Source organism: Pseudomonas sp. AU12215, assembly GCF_001675465.2.
Lineage (GTDB): Bacteria > Pseudomonadota > Gammaproteobacteria > Pseudomonadales > Pseudomonadaceae > Pseudomonas > Pseudomonas nitroreducens.
The window spans coordinates 93458-113596 of sequence record NZ_MACM02000164.1 but is presented as its reverse complement, the minus strand read 5'-3'; the positions used below and the strand labels follow the sequence as shown (position 1 = coordinate 113596).

Annotated in this window: 21 protein-coding genes; 14 read left to right on the top strand and 7 right to left on the bottom strand. The window is 63.8% G+C overall.

All coding sequences use genetic code 11. The annotated features are described in order from the left end of the window. Positions 1 to 120 precede the first annotated feature (120 nt). From A9513_RS26045 to A9513_RS25995, 11 genes are all read left to right on the top strand, one after another. A complete protein-coding gene (locus A9513_RS26045; RefSeq protein WP_065085995.1) occupies positions 121 to 750 on the top strand; it encodes a hypothetical protein in 630 nt (209 codons plus the stop codon). A 75-nt stretch (positions 751 to 825) separates the two neighbouring features. After that, a complete protein-coding gene (locus A9513_RS26040) occupies positions 826 to 4083 on the top strand; it encodes a phage tail length tape measure family protein (RefSeq protein WP_065085994.1) in 3258 nt (1085 codons plus the stop codon). Next, positions 4083 to 4484 (top strand): hypothetical protein, encoded by a 402-nt coding sequence (locus tag A9513_RS26035; RefSeq protein WP_065085993.1) that lies wholly within the window; start codon positions 4083 to 4085, stop codon positions 4482 to 4484. The genes A9513_RS26040 and A9513_RS26035 overlap by 1 nt, the downstream gene beginning before the upstream one ends. A 49-nt stretch (positions 4485 to 4533) precedes the next feature. Continuing rightward, on the top strand, positions 4534 to 8082 hold the full coding sequence (locus tag A9513_RS26030) for a hypothetical protein (protein ID WP_065085992.1): 3549 nt from the start codon (positions 4534 to 4536) through the stop codon (positions 8080 to 8082). Next, on the top strand, positions 8082 to 9056 hold the full coding sequence (locus A9513_RS26025) for a hypothetical protein (RefSeq protein ID WP_065085991.1): 975 nt from the start codon (positions 8082 to 8084) through the stop codon (positions 9054 to 9056). Before A9513_RS26030 ends, A9513_RS26025 begins: the two co-directional genes overlap by 1 nt. Before the next feature lie 3 nt (positions 9057 to 9059). Then, on the top strand, positions 9060 to 9821 hold the full coding sequence (locus A9513_RS26020) for a hypothetical protein (RefSeq protein WP_024766783.1): 762 nt from the start codon (positions 9060 to 9062) through the stop codon (positions 9819 to 9821). After that, positions 9821 to 11581 carry a hypothetical protein gene (locus A9513_RS26015; protein ID WP_176707287.1) on the top strand — a complete coding sequence of 587 codons (1761 nt, stop codon included), beginning with the start codon at positions 9821 to 9823 and terminating at the stop codon, positions 11579 to 11581. Before A9513_RS26020 ends, A9513_RS26015 begins: the two co-directional genes overlap by 1 nt. Continuing rightward, complete coding sequence (locus A9513_RS26010) at positions 11581 to 11817, top strand: hypothetical protein (RefSeq protein ID WP_065085990.1); 237 nt, start codon at positions 11581 to 11583, stop codon at positions 11815 to 11817. The genes A9513_RS26015 and A9513_RS26010 overlap by 1 nt, the downstream gene beginning before the upstream one ends. A gap of 64 nt (positions 11818 to 11881) precedes the next feature. Further along, the gene (locus A9513_RS26005) at positions 11882 to 12367 is read left to right on the top strand and encodes a hypothetical protein (protein WP_065085989.1); all 486 of its coding nucleotides are present in this window, start codon (positions 11882 to 11884) and stop codon (positions 12365 to 12367) included. Then, a complete protein-coding gene (locus A9513_RS26000; protein ID WP_065085988.1) occupies positions 12364 to 12741 on the top strand; it encodes a hypothetical protein in 378 nt (125 codons plus the stop codon). The genes A9513_RS26005 and A9513_RS26000 overlap by 4 nt, the downstream gene beginning before the upstream one ends. Further along, on the top strand, positions 12738 to 12995 hold the full coding sequence (locus tag A9513_RS25995) for a hypothetical protein (RefSeq protein ID WP_065085987.1): 258 nt from the start codon (positions 12738 to 12740) through the stop codon (positions 12993 to 12995). The genes A9513_RS26000 and A9513_RS25995 overlap by 4 nt, the downstream gene beginning before the upstream one ends. Positions 12996 to 13079: 84 nt before the next feature. On the opposite strand, the gene A9513_RS25990 is transcribed toward A9513_RS25995, so the two are convergent. The 6 genes from A9513_RS25990 to A9513_RS25965 form a co-directional block, all read right to left on the bottom strand. Next, entirely contained in the window at positions 13080 to 13808 is a 729-nt protein-coding gene (locus A9513_RS25990; RefSeq protein ID WP_065085986.1) for a hypothetical protein, read from the bottom strand. A 156-nt stretch (positions 13809 to 13964) separates the two neighbouring features. Then, a complete protein-coding gene (locus tag A9513_RS25985; RefSeq protein ID WP_065085985.1) occupies positions 13965 to 14654 on the bottom strand; it encodes an SOS response-associated peptidase in 690 nt (229 codons plus the stop codon). Between the two features lie 3 nt (positions 14655 to 14657). Then, positions 14658 to 15173: a hypothetical protein gene (locus A9513_RS25980; RefSeq protein ID WP_065085984.1), complete on the bottom strand. Its 516-nt coding sequence runs from the start codon at positions 15171 to 15173 to the stop codon at positions 14658 to 14660. Positions 15174 to 15658: 485 nt separating this feature from the next. Beyond that, entirely contained in the window at positions 15659 to 16027 is a 369-nt protein-coding gene (locus A9513_RS25975) for a hypothetical protein (RefSeq protein ID WP_024763401.1), read from the bottom strand. A gap of 99 nt (positions 16028 to 16126) precedes the next feature. Further along, complete coding sequence (locus tag A9513_RS25970) at positions 16127 to 16474, bottom strand: carboxymuconolactone decarboxylase family protein (RefSeq protein WP_017522075.1); 348 nt, start codon at positions 16472 to 16474, stop codon at positions 16127 to 16129. A gap of 133 nt (positions 16475 to 16607) precedes the next feature. Further along, complete coding sequence (locus A9513_RS25965) at positions 16608 to 17090, bottom strand: GreA/GreB family elongation factor (protein ID WP_065085983.1); 483 nt, start codon at positions 17088 to 17090, stop codon at positions 16608 to 16610. Positions 17091 to 17214: 124 nt separating this feature from the next. Here A9513_RS25965 and A9513_RS25960 point away from each other — a divergent pair, with 124 nt between their 5' ends. Further along, on the top strand, positions 17215 to 17646 hold the full coding sequence (locus A9513_RS25960; protein WP_024763403.1) for a hypothetical protein: 432 nt from the start codon (positions 17215 to 17217) through the stop codon (positions 17644 to 17646). Between the two features lie 6 nt (positions 17647 to 17652). Here the strand turns inward: A9513_RS25960 and A9513_RS25955 are convergent, their stop codons facing one another. After that, positions 17653 to 18144 carry an RcnB family protein gene (locus A9513_RS25955; protein WP_065085982.1) on the bottom strand — a complete coding sequence of 164 codons (492 nt, stop codon included), beginning with the start codon at positions 18142 to 18144 and terminating at the stop codon, positions 17653 to 17655. A gap of 269 nt (positions 18145 to 18413) precedes the next feature. Between A9513_RS25955 and A9513_RS25950 the strand changes: the two genes are divergently transcribed. Continuing rightward, positions 18414 to 18782 (top strand): antitoxin Xre/MbcA/ParS toxin-binding domain-containing protein, encoded by a 369-nt coding sequence (locus A9513_RS25950; protein ID WP_024763405.1) that lies wholly within the window; start codon positions 18414 to 18416, stop codon positions 18780 to 18782. Continuing rightward, the gene (locus tag A9513_RS25945) at positions 18783 to 19547 is read left to right on the top strand and encodes an RES family NAD+ phosphorylase (RefSeq protein WP_065085981.1); all 765 of its coding nucleotides are present in this window, start codon (positions 18783 to 18785) and stop codon (positions 19545 to 19547) included. The last annotated feature ends 592 nt before the right edge of the window (positions 19548 to 20139 follow it).

Here is a 20139-nt window from a genome sequence, read left to right as displayed (position 1 = left end):
CGAGAGGCTGAGCAGCGAGAGCGAGCTGCACCGGCCCCCGCCCCGGTAGGCGCCAATCCCGTTGCTAAACAGGGCGCGGTTATTGGCGGGTGGGTTTGCCTCGCGCTGGGCACAGCGCTCATGTTCTGGACCCTGTTTTCTTTCCTGCTCTACCTCCCCTTGTTCATTGCGGCATTTGCCCTGGGGATCGTCGCAATAGCGCAACGGCGTCTGGCAAATGGCATTCCCATCTTGTTGTTATCGGTGGCAGTGCCAGTTGTTATCGGATTCACCTTGGGGGCTTTCCGTACTGCGGAAGCTCTGAAGGCTGTGAATGAGCCTGCCGCCGCCGTCCAGCCGAAGCTTCCAAGCACCGGCAAGAGCAGCGTCCCATCGGACGAACAGAACTACATCGACCAGAAGCTCGAGCTCTATGGCTTCAAGGCAGCGCGATATTCGTCCGTCCTCGACGGCAAGGTTCCTGGCGTTGAATTCAAGATCCGTAACCGCGGCGGCCGTTCCCTTGATCGCGTAAAGGTGGTGGTCTACTTCAAGGACGCGCAGGGAGTAACGATTGCTGAAGAGAGTTTCACGCCAGTGCTGGTCTCCGAATACAACTTCAGCGGGGATAGCAAACCGCTGAAGCCTGGCTACATATGGCAACTTGATCAGGGGCAGTTCTACACAGCTAAGTCAGTTCCTTCCGAATGGAAAGAAGGAGCTGCCGAAGCGAAGATCACCCAAGTGCAGTTCTCCAAGGAAGCGCCGTAGGCCCCATCGGCCCGACGTCGCAGATATTCATTCAAGCCCGCCAATCGGCGGGCTTTTTTTTGCCCGGAGATTTTCATGGCAAACCCAATCCAGCGCCTGATCCAGTTCGTGCTGCGAGGAAAGGACGATCTCTCCGAGCCGGCCAACAAGGCCACAGAGGCCATGGAGGCGCTGCGTGCGAAAACTGGCGAGCTGAACCAGGCCCTGGATTCGGCGAAGGTTGCACGCGGTTTGATCGCTGGCCTGTCCAACACCGTGCAGGCAATCGCGCAGACCGAAAAGTCTGTAGTACGGGCGGAGACTACCGTTCAAGCATTGCGTGAGGCTTTGGACAAGAATCCAGGCAGTAAGGGGCTTGAGACGTCTCTGAAGGCAGCAGAGCGCGAGGCTGCAAGCCTTCGCCGAAATCTGGATGCACTGACGACCAAGCATGCTGAGCAGGAGCGTGCAGCCAAGGAGGCGGGCGTTGATACCAGCAAGCTGGCAGACGAGGAGAGACGCCTCGCGGCTGAGGTGTCGCGAACAAAAGAGAAGGTCAGCCAGGCCACGCAGGAGCTGCGCGAACTTGAGCGGCAGCAGCGGAGAACGTCCGACTCAGCGAGCGGGATGGGCCAGACCGTCCAGAACATCAAGACCGGAGTGACCGAGGCGACGCTCAACTTCGGCAAATGGTTGGTCTCCATCTACCTGGTCGACAAGGCGCTCCAAGGGCTTGCGGCTGGCTTCGGTCTGATCAAGGACGGCATTGGAGCAGTGATCGCTGATGGCAGCGATGGCGAGGCGGCCATGGCCCAGCTTGAGGCCTCGCTGAAATCCACCGGCAATGCCGCGGGGCTCACCAGTGAGAAGCTGCTGGCAATGGCAGAGGAGCTCCGTGATGCCTCAATGCTTTCTACCGAGGAGATTGTCTCCGCGGAGACGCGGCTGCTGTCGTACACCGACATCCTGGCGAAGGAGTTTCCCGATGCTCTGCAGGTCACCATCGACCAGGCTGAGCGATTGGGGATCAGCGTCGAGCAGTCTGCCGAGACTGTAGGTAAGGCATTGCAGTCACCCTCGGATGCAATGGCTGCACTTGGTCGCCAAGGCTTCAAACTAGAGGCCGGTCAGAAGGAGCTGATGCAGCAGCTGGAGGCGACGGGGCGGAAGGCGGAGGCTCAGCGCATCATCCTCGACATGATGTCCGAGGCATATGGTGGTGCTGCCGCAGCGGCCAAATACAAGACATTCCAGGGGTTGTGGAAAAGCATCACTGACCAGTTCGGCGACTTTGCCGGAATGGTCGGCGAGAGCGGCGCTTTCGACTACATCAAGCGCAAGCTGGAGGAGGTTCGCGACTCAATCATCCGGATGCGCGAAGACGGCAGTCTCGATCGGCTGGCTAAAGGTTTGGCAAATGCTTTTGTCCAGGGAGCCGATTGGGCTGGAAAGTTCATCGCGAAACTCGGCGAAGTAGATTTTCAGAAGCTGACGGCTGACTCGGCCGCCTGGCTCAACGAGTTTGGAACCAAACTCGATGAGTCGGCGAAGAAGGTTGAGATTTTCGCAGCGCCATTCAAGACCTTCTGGTACGGGTTGACCGGGGGGCTAAGCCAGGTGGTGGCTTCGTTTGCTGCAGTTGGTTTCCAGATTGCAACGCTCGCAGAGGACCTAGGCAAGAAGCTGCCGGAGAGCTTGGGCGGAGAGGGCCTAGCGAAGAAGGCCAAGGCCAGCCAGGAGGTACTCAAGGGCATCTACGAGGGGATGGCAGGGTATGCCGAGGAGTCTGGTAAGAAAATCATCGACGTGTGGGAAAAGGCCGCGGACCCACCCAAGAAAACTGTTGTCGCCCAGGCTGAAGCTGTAAAGACAGCGCTGGACGAGACTTTCGAGCATACAGTCCAGCGCGTAACTGGCATCAACAATGCTCTTGCGCAGATCAGTGCGGCAGATAGTGTCGCCCAGCTGCGCCAATTGGGTAGTGAACTGTACAGCGCCTTCAAGCGTGGTGACCTTACCCAGCAGGAGTTCAGCCAGTCTTCAGCTGTCCTGAACGCGCGGTTGAAGGAGATGGGCGGGGCAGCAACCTCCGCTGCGCCCCAGGTCGGCATTCTGGCGGCCAACCTCAAGTCGCTGACGGACGTTCAGGATGCGATCGCCAGCGCCAAGACCGATCTCGACATCGAGAATATCCGCAAAGCCGTCGTCAAACTCAATCAGACGGGGGTCCTCTCGACCGCTGATTACCAGTCCGAAATCGCCCGTCTGAATGCGCGACAGGCCGAGCTTAAGAAATCGACGGACAGCCTGAGCAAGAGCACCAGCGACCAGGCTGAAAACGCCGACAAGGCTACCAAGTCCATGGAGGAGCAGCGGCGCGAGTCTGGCCGCCTGATGGAAGAGCAACGCCGTGCAATGGGCGAAGCGATGGAGGCGCACCGAAAGGGCACGGAAGACACCAAGGAAGTCACCGAGGGCGCCATCGACTTCTTCGGTGACCAACTGGCGGCCGCTCGGCAGCCGCTCGCGGAGCTGAGTGACGAGGCGCTGCGGCTGTTCGACTCCCTGCAGGGACTGAGCAGCACGGAAGTGAAGCTCGACACCAGTTCGGTGGAAAGCACAGAGAAGTCCCTGGAGCAGGTCCGGCAGAGCCTGGCCGACATCGGTTCGCTGACCGAGGTCGGCATGGGCGGGTTCGGTCGTTGGGCGGTAAGCCTGCGCCGCAACAGCCTGGAAATGCAGGAGGCCACCCTGGAGCAGAAGCAATCCCTGCTCGAACTGCTCGATGAGGTCGACCGGAGCGACACCAACCTGCAGAACTTCCTCACCCGGGCGACGGCGGCGCGGAACAGCCTCGGCTTGCTGAACGATTCCGATCTGCGGCAGCTGGAGGGCGCCATCGACTCGGCGCGGCAGCGGATGCAGCAGCTGCAGGAAGGCTCCAAGCAGACCCTGACCAGCTTGCAGGAGGAACTGGCCGGGCTGCGCGGAGAAACGGAAGCGCTCGATCGCAGCAAGTTCGCCAGCCGCAAGGCCGACCTGCAGAAGCAGATCACCGACGCCCAGGCGTCCGGCGATAACAACGCGCTGCAGAACCTGCAGCGAGCCATGGCCACCCTTCGAGAGATCGAAAGCGAGACCACTCGGCAGCGCGAGCAGGAAGCGCAGACGAAGCTAGTCGAGGAGCGCAACAAGGCGGCGCCTGCCGCCGAGCCTGCTGCGTCGACCCCGCCCACCACGCGGATCATTCGGATCGAGACGGCGCAGGGTGCGAAGGACGTGACGGTGGCCTCGCAGACCGATGAAGAAAATTTGCTCGACGTACTGGAGCAGTTCAAAGGGAGAACCGGCTGATGCTGCTGGATTCAGTGGAGCTGGGCGACCAGCTCGAATGGGTGGACGAGTTCACCTGGGATGCCGTGGCGCAGGAACAGGAGCGCTCGCTGGGCGGGCAACTGCTGGTGCAGGAGGGCCTCAAGATCCACGGCCGCCCGATCACCCTGCGCTCCGGCGGTGGGGAGTGGACGCCCTTGTCCGTGGTGCGTCAGCTGGAGGTGCTGAGGGACCAGCGCCTGCGCGTGATGCCGCTGGTACTGCCGGACGGCCGGGAGTTCACGGTGATCTTCAACCGCGCCGAGGGTTCGCCGCTGGAGGCGGAGCCGCTTTTCCGCAGCGTGCTGCCCCAGCCGGACGACGACTACCTGATCACCGTTCGCCTGATCACCGTGGCGCCCCCGCCACCCACAACCCCCTGACACAGCCCCGCACCTGCGGGGCTTTTCATTTCTGGTCGCGGAGCAACGCATGGCCATCGCCAAATCCGATATCAAGCTGTTCAAGTCCCAGCGCCTGACCGATGAGGCCGACGGCGGCGGCCGTGCCACTGGCACCGCCGTGGTCGATGGCGAGGTGAACAACCTATTCCCCGACATTTCGCGCCTGGATCGCACCATCGGCCGCATCAACCTGCGCAAGGGATTCGCCGGCGTGAGCACCACCACGGCCGATCCGTACCAGGGCGCCCACGCGATCATCACCGAAGGCCCGGCCGATCCGCGCGTGTCCGTGCTGCTGTTCGCCGGGACGCAGACCGACGAGCGCGCCGACGCCCGCAACGCCATCGAGTCCTTCGTTGTGCCGGCGGTAGCTGCTCCCTTTGAGCTGCTGGGCAACCAGCTGAAGGGGCAGCGCGCGATTGCCTGCATCCAGCGCGAAGAGCAGCGCCTGCCGGAGATCGGCCAGGTGTTCCAGTTGGTCAACGGGGCGGTGTCGCAGTACCTGCGCTTCACTGCCGTCGAGAGCCGCCTGGAGCAGTTCACCTACGACTACGGCAACGGCAATTTCACCACCTTCACCCGCCGTCGCCTGGACCTGTCGATCAGCGCGCCGTTGGAATCCACTTTCCCTGGTGGCCAGCCGACGCCCTCGGGGACCACCACGCCCAAGAGCCAGGTACTCGGCACGCAGGTGGCCGACGCCGCGCGTTACTTCGGCATCAGCCCCTTGGCCCAGGCCGTCAGCCAGGGCTCGCTGAGCCTGCGCGTGAAGTCGGTCTACTCGCAGCTGGTGCCCAGCAGCACCCGCGAAAACTCGCTCATCGACCAGTTGGCTGGCTACCAGCGGCGCATGTTCATCGCGGCCGGCCCGGCCCGCACGGCGGCGCTCACCGTAGCCCTGGTCACCGGCGGGCAGTCCCGCGTGTTCCTCGGTACCGGCTGCGCGCCGGGCTCGCTGTCGCTGTCGGTCAATGGCGGGGTGTTCGCCGACGACAGCCGGGGCGGCCTGCGCTTCGTCAGCGGCGCCAACTGGATCACCAGCGGCACCATCGACTACGAGACCGGCGAGATTAACCTGGTGCGCGCAGGTGGTGGCTACACCGGCGCCGCCTCGGCGACCTACCAGCCGGCGGCCGCCGCCACCGGCGAGACCGTGACCGGGGAAATCCCCATCGAGCTGGGTAACCGGGGCTTCGTCTATACCCTGGCCCTGGCCGAGGCTCCGCCGCGCCCGGGCACGCTGGTGGTGTCGTTCCTCGCGCTGGGCAAGTGGCAGGAGATCCGCGACCCCGGCAACGGCGAAATGGAAGGCGAAGGCACCGGCACCATTGCCTTTGGCACCGGCTCGGTGTCGCTGACCCTGAACGCGCTGCCGGACGTCGGCAGCTCGATCATCTTCGCCTACGTCTCGCAGAACGAATCGGCGCTCACCCAGCGCACCGGCAGCAGCGTCCCGGCCAAGGCCAAGGTCAATCGCACCTTGCCCCACCAGGGCCTGCTGCCGGGCAGCTACTCCGCCACCTTCAAGGTGGGCGGGGTGACCAAGACCATCACCGACAACGGCCATGGCGTGCTCAGCGGCACCGGTGGCAGCGGGGTGATCAACTACGCCGCCGGCACGGTGAGCATGGAGCTGACCGCCACGCCGGACGCCGGCAGCGGCATCACCCACGCCTACCAGCAGGGCAGCGTCACCGACACTCCGCTGACCGTCACCTCGGACGGCTCGGGCATGTGCGCCGGCACCATCCCCGGTGCTCCGCTCAAGCCCGGCTCGGTCCAGATCGCGTGGACCACCCGCCAGCGGCAGGCCGTGCCGGCGCTCGGCGCAAGCACTGCCACCGGCGCGCTGCCGGTCTATGAGTCGGAAATCAGCGTCGACCATGCGGTGATGGACGACGGCAACGGCGGATGGGTCGGGGCGACGGGTTCCATCAACTACTCGACGGGCGCCTTCACCCTCAAGGTGGCGGGGACCTACACCTACACCGAGTACACCTACGTCACCGAGAAGTCGGACGGCTTCGGCAAGCAGACGCTGAAACTGGTGAAGACCAACACGCAGATCATGGAGAGCTTCGGCGGCACCCTGAGCGTCCGCGCCCAGGGCAACGCGCAGAGCTACGGCCCGCAGACCGACGTGCAGACCGTGGCACCGGTAACCCTGGACCTGCTGCCGGGTATCGCTGAGCCGATCCTGCCGGGCTCGCTGGTGTTCACCTGGGCGGGGGAGGTCTACGTCGACCGCTCGGGCGTGCTGTACAAGAACATCAACAGCTCGACCAATGCCGGCGTGGCCGTGGGCTCGGTGGACTACAAGGGCCGCTCCGCGACCCTGAGCAACTACAACGCGGGCGCGGCGGCAGCGGTGACGCTGCAGGCCTGCCTGACCACCAACAGCGGGTTCAGCATCTCCGCGCTCACCTTCCGCACGCCCGGCGCCCCGTTGCGCGCCGGCAGCCTGCAGGTGACCGCGGTACGCGTCGACACCGCGCAGTTGGTGACGGCCACGGCCGATGCCAACGGGGTGTTCAACCACGCGGTGATCAAGGGCGCGGTGGACATCGCCACGGGCATCGCCCGGCTGAAGTTCACCAGCAACATCAACGACGAGACCGGGGCCAGCAACATCCCGGTGATCCCGCTGCTGGTGCGCTACAACGGGGTCATCTACTCGTCGCTGCCGCTGGACGCCAGCCTGATCGGCCTGGACCCGGTGCGCCTGCCGGCGGACGGGCGGGTGCCGCACTACCGCGAAGCGGACGTGCTGGTCATCCACCACACGGCCGAGACCACAGTGGCCTCGCCGGCTGGCGGCGGCACGGTGCAGCTCGCGCGCACCGGCCAGGCGGAGATCACCGTGGTGGACCCGAACGGGCTTAAGCTCAAGGCGGCCAGCTTCTCGGCCGACCGCGAGCACGGCCGCGTTACCTGGTCGAATCCGCTGGTGCTGCAGGACGAAAGCGGCGCCGCCCTGAGCACGCCCCTGACGGTGCTCGACCGGGTGGAGCACATGACCCTGTGCACCGAAGTGCAGATCAGCGGTGAGTTGGCGATCAGCTCGCCATTGCCGTGGGATCTGCCGGCGAACGACACCCGCGTGTCCAGTGCGCTGAGCTGGGGCGACCTGCAGTCGCGCTATCACCACTGGTTCACCCAGAAGACCTGGAACAGCGGCGTACCGAACTGGACGGATTTGCCGGTGGGGGAGACCACCACCGCGAATTACAACCTGCTCAGTTACCCGCCGATCATCACCAACCGGGGCGCCATCGACGGCAAGTGGGCGTTGGTGTTCACCAGTGCCTCGCAGTTCCAGGTGGTCGAGGAAAAGCTGGGCGTGGTGAGCACCGGAAGCACCTCGCAGGACTGCGCGCCGATCAACCCGGAGACCGGGCAGCCGTACTTCACCATCCGCGCAGCGGGCTGGGGTGCTGGCTGGTCCGCCGGCAACGCGGTGCGCTTCAACACCGACAGCTGCCTCGGGCCACTGTGGATGGCGCGCACGGTGCTGAGCGGGCAGGGCACGGTCGATGACGACCAGTTCAAGATCCAGATTCGAGGGGACGCTGACTGATGACTGTGCGCGTGTATACCTCCCTCGACACCGGGGCGCCGGTGTTGACGGGAACTCGCTTGGTCGACCGGGTGAAGCTGATTCTCATGGCTTGCCTGGTCAATGGCTATGGCAGTAAGCCAGCGGCCGGCTGGACCATCGGCCACCAGCATGCCGACGGGTTTTCGCTGGGCAATGGTGAAGGGTTTATCAACCTGATCAACAGCGGCAGCTCGGCTTACATTGCCTACATCATGGAAACCGTCACGGATGGCTCGACGGCGCTGGCGGCCGGCGTAAACCGGCGCAGTGGAGTGTGGTCGGATGGTTCGCCCTCTGGCACGCTGCAATACTTTTACAACCCTGGTTTTATCGGTAGCAACAATCTGCATTGGCTTGTGGTGGCCGACTCGAAGACCTGCATTCTGATGCTCGGAGCGGGCTCCTCTACCGCTGATCTCTCGGGAGGAAACGGGGCCGCGCACTACTTCGGGAACTACTTGAACCAGTCCGGTCTGGGCAGCTTCTGCTCTCTTGGCGGGTACTCGTCATCGGGTGGCGGTGCGCTGATGAACTCTACCGGGATGATGCTTCGCCATCCGTTCACCGGCGTTGTAGGGCAGGGCAGTGATGCGCGCTATGCGGTGGGCAGCCCTTCTTACTACGGTAGCGGTTATGCGGTGGTTCGCGCCCAACTGGTGACGGGACGAGTTCAGGGGGTGAGGGCCGGCCTAGTTGGCTTTGGGGCTGCCATCAGTGGTAGCAGCGTCGCTAGCGGCACCGTGTTTTGTGGTTACCTGCGGGGGCTTGTTGCTGATCCGGTGTTGAGCTTTGCTGCACCGTCTCAGGTGTTTCCTGCGCTTGGACTCAGCAACACCTGGCAGGCGCGGGTGACGCCGTTCACGCTGCCCGATGGCAAGCAATGGGTCCCGCTCTATCCGCATGTGTCGGATTTGGGGTTCTTCGTCAGCCTCGATGAAGCGGACTGGGGGTGAGCCATGGCAATGGTCGTAGCTCCTCCCAAGGTTTTCCCGCTGGTGGTGAACCTGGCGCGCCGGCAAATCACGCTGACCCTGACGCGCGACGGGGAGGTCACCAGCAATGAGAAGGTCGGCCTGTTGCTGCTACCAGGCTCGCTGGAGGTTGTCGGCATTTTCGTTGCGCGCGACGGCGCTCAGGCGGTGCAGCGCTTCCTCGCCTCAGCAGTCTCCGGGCCTTATCTGCTGCTGGTGACGGACGAGGTACTTCCGCGCCGTGCTGCCGCTCGCTATCCGGTGATCACACAGGACTTGGTGCTGGCCGTTGACTTGAACGACGGCACCGGCGGAGGCGCAGGCCTTCCAGCCTTGTTGCCGGCGCGCGTGGTTGTCGACGGTGCCGATGCAGCACGGGAGGTGCTGGCCGTCGAGCAGCAGGCAGATGGTGAGTGGCGGGTGGCGGGGCATGGTCGGACCACCGCAGGTAGCGCTGATCTCGATCTGCGCGTGTCCGGCGGTGGTCGTGTCTACGCCTTGGGTCTGGACGACTGGGGCGTGCAGTTCCAGCCAGGTCTGCAGGTGGCCATCGGAGTTGCCATCCGGCCGACGTTGTTCCAGGGCTGGCTCTACCGTGTCACCCAGGCTGGACAGCTCCCGGCCGTCGAGCCGGAGTGGTGGGATGAAACCCTCACGGGCCCGCAACTGGTCGGCACTGCCCGTGCGGTGGTCGTTCGCTACTACCAACCCCAGGCCCTCGGGCCGATAACAGTCGAGATGGTCTGATGCTCACCTGTGAAACCTCTGCCGGCTGGCGACCCGCCCGCCGGCCGGGCGACCCTGTGTCGCGTGCAAGCTGGGATTCACTCGCCGAGCGGGATCTGGCCGGCGCCGCCGGCTGGGGAGAGGGCAACCACCTGCAGGCAGAACTGGCGGGAGCCTGGGACGCGCTGGCCAAGGCGGACCAGGGCGCCGCGAGCAGTTGGTCGCGCGGAGCTGCCGAGGATTCGGCGGTCGGCAACAGCTGGAACACCGTCGCTCAGAAGGATCTGGCGACCTGGCTCGGCTGGGATCGCTCGATTCGGGCGCAGGACACTCGGTTGCGGGTGATCTACAACCCGCGCCCGGCGATCAAGGACACCGCCGCCGGCCAGGTCTGGCAGCGCTCCGATGAGCTGGGGCCGCGCTTCGATGCGGAGCAGGAACGCCTGGCCAGCCTGTATATCCCCGGCACGGTGGCGGCGTTCTCGTTCGGTGGCCGGCGCTATACACCCAGCCACGAACCGCTGGCCTACTTCAATTTCCACTACACCCCGCCGGTGCGGGCTATCCAGCCCGTGGACAGTGCGGTCTCGGTCGGCTTCTCACCAGCCCGCGTGCTGGAGAAGCTGGTGGGCGTCCCATGGGGATGGGGCACGCCCACCGATGGCCAGCCCACTGGCATTGCCTATCCCGATTATCCCGGTCCCGTGGTGGTGGTTGATCCGCCCGAGGAGCCGGACATTCTGGAGACCTACATGATCGCGAACACGGTCACCCTCACGGTGTTGCCGTCCGGCGCAGTGCTGGACGCCAGCAACATCAGCATCGGCTTGGACGCCGATAGCTTCGCCTGGTCCTTCTCGGCGGACCTGTTCGGCCGCACCTCCATGAACCTGGTGCGGCAGGACAGCAACGGCCCGAAGACCGTAGAACTGACGATCAACGGCTGGACGTGGCGCTTCCTGGTGGACAGCTGGAGCAGCACCGCGAAGCACCCGGCCGAGCGCTACTCGATCCGGGGCTCCAGCCGCACCAAGCTGCTCGCCGACCCCTACGCGCCCAAGCGCAGCGGCATGAACACCGCCCAGCTCAACGCGCGCCAGGTCATCGATGAGCAGCTCTACAACACCGGATTCTCCGCGACCTGGGACACCGTGGCGCTCGGTCCGCCGGACTGGACGCTGCCGGCCGGCGCCTTCTCCTACCTGGATCAGACGCCGATGCAGGTCATCACCCGCGTGGCCGAGGTGGTCGGCGGCGTGGTGCGGCCGGATATGGCCAGCGACGGGCTGTCGATCCTGCCGCGCTACCGTGAGGCGACCTGGTACTGGGACACGGCAATCCCTGACCGGATCATCCCATCGGAGATCGTGGCGGAAGCGGGCGGGGAGTGGAGCCCCCAGCCGGAGTGGAATTACGTCTACGTCAGCGGCACCAACTACGGCATGGGTGTGCAGGTGCGCAGAGCCGGCACGGCCGGCGACGTGATGGCTCCCGACGTCCTCGATGACTGGATGACAGGGACCGACGCGGCTCGCTCGCGCGGCATCTGCGAGCTGTCCAAGGGTGGCCTGCAGTCCATCGAGACGCGGCGCATCCCGTTGCTGGAGAACGGCGGCAGCGCGCCGGGCCTGGTGCTGCCGGCCATGCTGGTGGAAGTGCGCGACCCCGAGGAGACGTGGCGCGGCCTGTGCCTGGGGGTGGACATCAGCGCCTCCGGCACCGGAGCGAGCAAGGTCTGGCAGACCCTGCGCATCGAGCGCCATTACCAAGGAGGTGAGTGATGGCGACGACCAACCCCTGGAAGCGCTTCCTCGACCTGCTGCCTGGCGGCAGCAAGACCGTGGCCGAGGTGCTCGACGTCGACAACGTGACCGGCACCAGCCGCGTGCGCCTGCGCAACGGCATCGAGGTGGCGGCCATCGGCGTCACGGTGGCCGCCGGACAAAACGCCTTCATCAGCGACGGCACGATCACCGGCCCGGCGCCGGACCTGCCGCAGTACGACATCGAGGTCTGAGGCCGTCGGCCAAGGACAATACCAAGCCCGCCACATGGCGGGCTTTTCATGCCTGGAGAAAACCATGGACCTTCGTTCCGTGCGCCGCTCGATCATCGAGCCGGCGCTGTTGCTGCTGCCCGCGAAAATGGAAAGCCTGCAGGCAGTCGTCATGCTGCTGGCCATTGGGCTGCAGGAGTCGCGCTTCGAGTACCGCCGGCAACTGGGCAATGGCCCGGCGCGCAGCTACTGGCAGGCGGAGCAGGGCGGCGGCATGGTCACCGGCCTGTTGCGCTACCGAGTCGACAGCGTGCGTGATCTGGCCGCCGGCCTGTGCATCGTTCGCGGCGTTGCCCCGGCCGCGCCGGACGTGTGGTGGGCCATTGAGCGCGATGACATTCTCGCCGCCGGCCTGGCCCGCCTGCTGCTTTTCACCGATCCGGCCCGCCTGCCGGCGCTGGGTGACGAGGCCGGCGCCTGGGATCTCTACCTCCGGACCTGGCGCCCAGGCAAGCCGCGCCCGAAGGAGTGGCCGGAGAACTACGCTGCGGCGCTGGAGGCTGCCCGATGATTGGCGGGTGGAAAGCTGCCGCGCTGGCGCTCGCCGTTGCCCTGCTGGTCGGCCTGGGTGCCGCTGGCGGGGCATGGCTCAGTTCTGAGCAATACACGCCGCAACTCCAGGAGAAGAGCGACAAGCTGGCGACGTGCACCGCTGCTCGCGACAACGTGCTGGCGCTGGCGCTGGTGCAGGAGCAGGGCGCCCAGCTTGGCGAGCTGATGAACCAGGCGGAGCAGCGGCAGGCGAAGGCGGCCCAGGCGGTCGCCACCGCCCAGCAGCAGGCCGGCCAGCACTATGCCGCCGCCCAGCGCCTGCAGCAGGAGCGAGCCGAGGGCGATCCGGCCGCGGTGGCCGAGGCGCTGATCGACAAGGAGTTGGGGCTATGAAGTGGCTTCTGGTGTCGGTGTTTGCGCTGGCGGGGTGCGCGAGCCAGGTCGAGCCCGAGCCGCGCACGGTGCGCGTAGAGGTACCGGTGCTGGTCCCGTGCCGGGCTCCGACGGTGGAGGTGCCGACCTGGGCTACGGCTTCGCTGCAGACCGGCGACAGTCTGCAGACCAAGGTGCGTGCGCTGCTGGCCGAGCTGGAACAGCGTAAGGGCTACGAGGTGCAGTTGGTCGCGGCGGCGCAGGCGTGTCAGTAAGGACATTGGCAGCGCAGTCTCACACGCTTCCTTAAGGAACAAAAAAGGCCGCTTTTTAAGCGGCCTTTCTTTGGAAGCGCAGTTTTAGCGACGCATGACCAAGTCTAGGGCCGCTTTCAGGCGATCTTTATCTTCCTGGGTCGGCTTGATGAATTGCGCGTCGCACGGAGCGCTGAGGGACAGCGAGCCTTTAGCAATGCCATCCACCAGTTCCTTGACACGATCATCCTGAGCGGCTGCATCACGGATCGACATAGGCGCTTGCCCATTTGCCAAGTACATAACCATTCCCCTTTCCATGAAGGCTCTGTTTAGTCCTGCCAAGCCAACGTCTTCGGTAAGATTGCCGTTGTTAGCTTGCAGTTCAAAGTATTTGGTGTCGCCACCACTGTATAGATCAAACAGCTTAGCCGTATTGATCGAACGCACAACATCACGGTTCTGCATCCAGCATCCCGCGGCATGCCTCGCGCCAGATCCAGCGAAGCTGGCTACGACGCGGCTTTCTTCATCGGCAGGTTGGATATCCTGTCCATGGCTAAAGATCACATCGCCTGTCGTCTTGTCAACCATCAGCATGGCAATGCCATCCAGATTAGGTTGTTCCAGCGCGGTGTGCTCAGAAAACAAGAAATCTTTCCACTGCTGGATGACTAAAGAGTCGCCCGCGAATACGAAGATCGCATTTTCAGTGGCGACAATTTTCTCGAAGCCACTGTTGTCTACAAAGAAGAAGGCAAACTCCTTGGTCATAGACCATCGCGAATCAGTGCCCGCTTTCAGCGTGTTTTTGTCGTAGACATTAGTGGTCATCGAAGTCCTTTCCGAGGCAAAAAAGCTGGCGAATTCTACAGGATCACGTAGAGATTTCAATCCGAATTCGCGATGAAGCGCGAAATGCAAGCCAGATTGGCAGGTGGAGAGCATAAGAGAGCGCATAGTCGGGTGCACTGATCGTAAGCGCGCCGGCTAGATCGGCTCGATCAGCTGAGCACCCTGGTTCCTGACGCTCCCGACCTCTGTCGATATGCGGTAGGCCTCGAAGTCCTGCCGCGCCAGGGCGATGGTGTCGTAGGCCAGTTCCAGTGATGTCTCCGGCGATAGCCAGGTCTTCCACTGCTCGGGCGCCAGGATGACCGGCATCCGGTGGTGGATGGCTGATACCAGGCCCTCCGCCTCCTTCGTCAGCAGGGCGCAGGAGGTGATGGGCTCGCCTTCCGGTGGTGACCAGGTCGACCAGATCCCGGCGATGGCCAGCACACCGTCATCTATCGCGTAGTGGTAGTACGGCTGATTCACCGCGCGGCCGGAGCTGTTCTTCACCGGCTCCTTCTCGTTCCACTCGTACCAGCCCGCTGCCGGCATCAGGCATCGCTTGTGCCGGATGGCGTCCCGCCACATCGGTTTCTCCGGTGCTTCCTCGCTCCGCGCGTTGAAAGTCAGTGCCGGCAGCTTGTCCTTCTTCCACCAGAACGGGATCAGCCCCCAGCGGGCGGCCACGACTTCCTGTTCTCCCGCCTCGTTCAGGAGCACCATCGGCACCTGGCTGGTCGGCGCGACGTTGTACGCGCGATCAATCCAGCGCCCGGAGTTCCCCCGCCCGATATGCCAGTACCGCTCCATCGCGGCTTCCTCTGGCGTCACGTACCGTCCGCACATCCCTCAGCCTCCCGAATACGGCCAGCGCTTGTCGCCGGCGCCCGCCGGAATCACTTCCCGCAGCTCGAACAGTTCCTGGCCATCGCAGATGATCTGCAGGCCCTGGACCTCGCCCGCGTGTTCGCGGTCGAAGCGGCTCATCCACAGGCTCAGCTTCGGCGGGCGCCCGTCGATATTGCCAAGCAGCTTCCCCTGCAGGTCGTGGTAGTGACCTTCGGTGCCAATCGAGCCCACCACCTCACCACCGATCAAGACATGGTAGTAGCAGCCCAGGCACCAGTGGGTTTCCCTGGTGATGTTGTGCTCGACGTGCCAGGAGTAAGCGCCAAGCGCGCGGGTGACCATTTCCTGGCGCTCGGACAGGCAGATCAGCCCGAGCTGGTAGCCCTCGTCGGCCTGCGCCAACAGGTAGTGGTAGTGATCGTCAGTGCGGTAGAGGAAGGCGACGCTGTCGCGCAGCGCTGCCTCCCACCGGTACTTCAGCAGCCGGCGGTCTTCTTCGTGTTGGGCGTACTGCATGATCCGCCTCCCGAGTCAGGGGAGTGAAAGAATACTGGATGCATGTACAGTTTCAAGATGGCGCGACGAGAGGGGATGAGGGGCGCCCAGAACGGGCCAGGAAGGGGAAAACTCGTACCACTTTTTGTACCAAAACGATGATCTGAAGGGGGATTTAGGGGGAGGAGAAGGCCCTAGAATCCCCTCTAGAGCCCATGTTTAGAACTCCTGCTATTCCGCACAGCTCTGCCTGGCAGCGGGGCGCGAAAAGGCCGACGAACTTTAGGACAGATTTAGGACAGATTACGGCTCCCTGTGGCTCCTTTTGGGCCTGTGGCAAAAGCCTGAGTCCAGATTCTGCGGGGCCTGCGGGGGTGCAGAGGTAGGCGTCTTATGGTTCAAATCCCTATCTCTCCGCCATTACATATGGCCGAAACCCCTGAAATGCTTAGCGTTTCAGGGGTTTTGTCTTTTCTACGTCATGAAAATCTCCACCCTGATCCCCATCACCCGCAATACCCATCCATCTTCTCTCGATTCTTCTGCGTCGGATCCGCTTGATACTGCTGCAGCCAGAATTGGCATGGCGCGCTGTTGAAGCGTTTTTCCTGCTCCGATTTCTCTACCTGACGATTCTGCTGCTCCTGCAGGGCCTGCTGGCGTTGCAGGTATTGCTGGAACATTTCTTCGTTGCTGCGGGTTGGTGGGGGCGCCGTGGACGTTGCCGTTGATGGTGGGGCGAGGTGAGGTGCGAGAGCGAGCGGAATGTTACGCCAAACCAGCCACGCGGTGGCGGCGACGGCCAGGCAGCCGAGCCAGGTGCCGACGGCGATGGCCAGGGTGAGTTTCCAGAAGCTGAGGGTAGGCTGGGGCATGGGCAGCGGCTTTGGTTGGCTGAGCAGCACAGATAACCCATCGCACCCCTCAAGGGAAAGAGGCAGGCCCGCGGCGCCGAAGCGCCGCGGGTGCAGGGCTCATTTCGGAGCGGCGGCGGACTCGTAGGCTTCGAGGGCGCGCAGGGAGTAGATGTAGGCGGCGCCGGCATTGAGCGAGATGGCGGTGGCCAGGGTCTGGGCGATCTCGGCTTCGGTGGCGCCAGCCTTGCGGGCAGCCTCGGCGTGGACGCCGATGCAGCCGTCGCAGCGGGTTGTGATGGCCACGGCGATGGCAATCAGTTCGCGGGTCTTGGCATCCAGGGCGTCGCCGTCAGCGGCGGCGGCTTCCAGGGCCTGGTAGGCGGCGATCATTTTCGGGTGTTTCTTGCCCAGGGCGCCGAAGGCTTTTTTCACGGCGGGGACGTACTCGGACCAGTTGAACAGCATGATGCTTCTCCTTGAGGCCGGGAGTGGGTGTGGCCTTGAAGCTTAGTCTGCGTCAGTCCGCGTGCCGGGTATTGTCTGTTCCGCTCAGATTTTTCATCAATGCGCTCGACTGCTGCCTTGCAGGGCGCAAGCGTCAACAGACGTCGAGGATTTCATAACGCTGGCGTGCGCTGCCGGTTCCCACTTCGACTTCATCGCCGGGCTGACGCTGAAGCAGGGCGCTGCCCAGTGGGGCGCGGGTGGTGATGACCAGGATTTCGGTGCCTTCGTGCTGCACCTTGAGGCCGGCTCCGTCCGGGCCGAGGAATACCCAGCGCTGCTGGTCGCGCTCGTTGATCAGTTGCACCAGGGCGCTGGTCTGGATGCCCTGTTCCTCGTCGAAATCGCGCAATTGAAGGTTCTCGAACAGCGACAGGGCCTGTCGGATCTCTTCCACGCGCCGTGATTGGCCGGCAGCGAGGTAGGCCGCTTCCAGACCGAGTGTGTCGTACTTGTTCTCGGCGATGTTTTCCTCGTGGGTCGCGGTCTCGTGGGCCGTCTGGGCGGCGCGCACGGCGACCTCCAAGTCTTCGGCGAGGCGGGCGAGGATCAGTTGGTAGGCGCGTTTCTTGTCCATGGCGGCGGGCTGGAAATAAGGCCGCCTATCCTAGGGCCTTTGCCCAGCCCTGCGAAGGCGCTTTCAAGATTTTCCGGCCGCAGCCGATAGAGCGGCTGAATTCCCGGTACAAAGGACATCCGGCATGAGCCTTTCGATTACCTCGGCGAACCAGGCTTTCGCCAGTCAGCTACGCGTTGCCACCACCACCACGGGTACGCAGGCCGACAGCGCCAATGAAAGCTCCGGCAGCCCTCGTCTGCAGGCCGGCGGAGCGGCGCAAAGCGAGAAGAGCAGCAGCTCCGCCAGTTCCGGCAAGGCCAGCACCACCGTTGAGCAATTGCAGAAGCGCCTGAAGGAATTGCAGAAGCAGTTGCAGCAGGAGCAGCGGGAGCTGGCCGACGCACAGAAGCGTCACTATTCCTCGGATGCCGAGCGCACCGCGGCGCTGATGGCCGTGCAGAGCCGCATCGCCAGTACCAGTGCGGCCATGCAGCAGACCGCCGCGGCGTTGGCCGAGGCGATCCGCAGGGCTGGTGGCAGTGGCGCCGGCTCGATGCTCAGCGCCAGCGCCTGACGTGGATCAATAGCCGGCCAGGATGTTGACGATCAACCCGCTGGCGATGGCCACCAGGATGTAGTCGCCGTTGACGTACAGCCAGCGATGGTCGCGCGGCGGTGCGTACAGGTGGCGCGCTTGCCAGTCGGTGACCCAATAACGGTCGCCGCGATAGTTCGGTTCCACGATCACGCCGCGGCGCCAGTCGCGGTGGGGCACGGGCATGCCGGCCTGAGGGCGGTAGTCCGGGTTCCTGTAGTAACGCGGATCCGCGTGGCCATTGCGCCCCTGGTTGTAGTTGCCGTGAGGCTGCTGTTGCTGTTGGGACCGCTGTTGATAGTGCTGTTGCTGGTCAGGTCGTTGCTGTTGCTGCTGGGGCGGCCGCTGCTGTTGTTGCGGCGGTCGATTATCCGGATGGTTCGGACCACAGTCCGGGCCGCCCCCCGGCTGGGCGAAACTCGCCAGCGGGCTGCCGAGCATCAGGGCGGCACAGAACAGGGCGACAGACTTCTTCATGGTGTTTCTCCTGGCGCAGCCGGCGTTGCCGGTGCGTGACTCCTGCTTTCATCTCCCGGACGATCCGGGTACTTCATGAGAGCGCGTCGTCGGGTCAATGAATGCCAAGCCTAAGTAAATGTTCGGTAAAGAAATTCTCTGCTTTGTCAGCGCTTTGATACGGGGCTGTCGGGGGAGAGCAGCAGGTGATTTTTCCAGCACTGCAGTCTTTGTGTAGTTACAGCATTTGGTGATATGTTTGCAGCAAATGCACTTGTTGGAGCTTTGCCATGAGCGCACTGCTGAAGGAAAACCCGGCTGCCGATACCGTCCTCGCGAAGGCGGTGTTGACTGCCCGCGAGCACCTGGCGATGACACAGCAGGAGCTGGCTGCCATTGTCGGCGTGGACCGCAGCGCGGTGAGCCGCTGGAAGCAGAATGGCCTGCGCGTGGACAGCAAGACCGGCGAGCTGGCGTTGCTGCTGGTGCGCATCTACCGCGCGCTGTTCGCTCTGTTCGGCGGCAATCATGAGGACATGCGCCACTTCCTGCGCACCGAGAACCGCCACCTGGGTGGTGTGCCGCTGCAGTTGATGGAGCGGGTGCAGGGGCTGGTCGCAGTGGTCGAGTACCTGGACGCCATCCGGGGCAAGGTCTGAATGTCCTTCGAAGCCGGCGCCCGTCTATGGGCGAAGTATGAGGACTCGGTTGTCGCGCCCATCCGTGGGCGCCTGGTGCGACTGGTGGAGAGCCAGGGCCAGGTGGCGACGTTGCAACTGGTGGACACGCTGGAAGAGCAGGCACTGCTGGAGGAGTTGCTGGAAACCAGCAAACCGCGCATGCCGTCCAGCGCCGAGCCACTGCATTACCTGCTGAAGACACCGTTCCGCTACCCGCCGCTGCGCTGGGGCTCGCGCTTTGGTCGGCGCCATGAGCCGAGCCTGTTCTACGGCGCGCTCAAGCTGGAAACGGCGATGGCGGAATCGGCGTTCTACCGCTTCGTGCTGTGGGAGGGGATGGCCACGCCGCCGCCCAGTGGACGGATCCTTTCCGAGCACGCTTCCTTCGAGGCGCGCTTCCAGGTGCAGAAGGGCGTGCGGCTGCACCTGCCGCCGTTCCGCGAGCACGCGGCCCTGCTTGATCCACAGGATTACAGCGTGACTCAGGGGATGGGCAGCGCGATGCGCGATGCAGGGGTGGAGGCTTTCGAATATCGTTCGGCGCGTTGTCCGCAGGGGGGCATAAATGTGGCGTTGTTCGTGCCCTCGGCCTTTACCGAGAAGCGCCCGCGCAACCTGATGCCCTGGCTTTGCGAGACGACTTCGGAGTACGTCGCCTTCAAGCATGCCCAGGTGCCCGACAGCCCCCGCATTTACCGGCGTGAACAGTACCTGGTGGATGGCAGGCTACCTCATCCTGCCTGACCGTTCATCGTTTCGCCGCTTACGCGTCATGTTGTGCGGTGTATGTTGCGGGATGGCCAAGCAGGGAGTGCCAGACCATGGATATACGGATAGCTGTCCATCCCAGCGATGATCGTCGCTGGCGTGTGTACCTCAACCAATTCTTTTATGACTGCAAGAGCCGCAGTTCGGCCGAGCGTATTTATGCGCGGGTCTGCGCCGCGGAGCAGTTGGCAATTCAGCTTCCCGAACCACCTCGCATTGTCCGGCCGCAGCGTGTGTCACGGCGCGAGGTTCAGATCGCCTGAAGTTTGCCGGGCATCGGCGTCGGAAAACGGATCTTCCGCCCCGTGCATTGCCCGGTAGCAAGCACGGCTTGCCTGAGAACACTTCTTATCCACTGCCCTGAAACGGGGCGGTCGGCTGCTGCGTGGCGCGCACTTGTGCACAATGCTGACGCACTCTGTCAAGCCCCCGAAACATTGCACTTGGCCACCCTGTGAATTTCCTTGCGTTTTTTAACTTATTGAAAAATAAAGAGAATTTTGATTGGTGAAAAAATCACCAATCTGTCACACGGCCCCAGTTCACTGGGGGTATGGGTGGTTTTCAG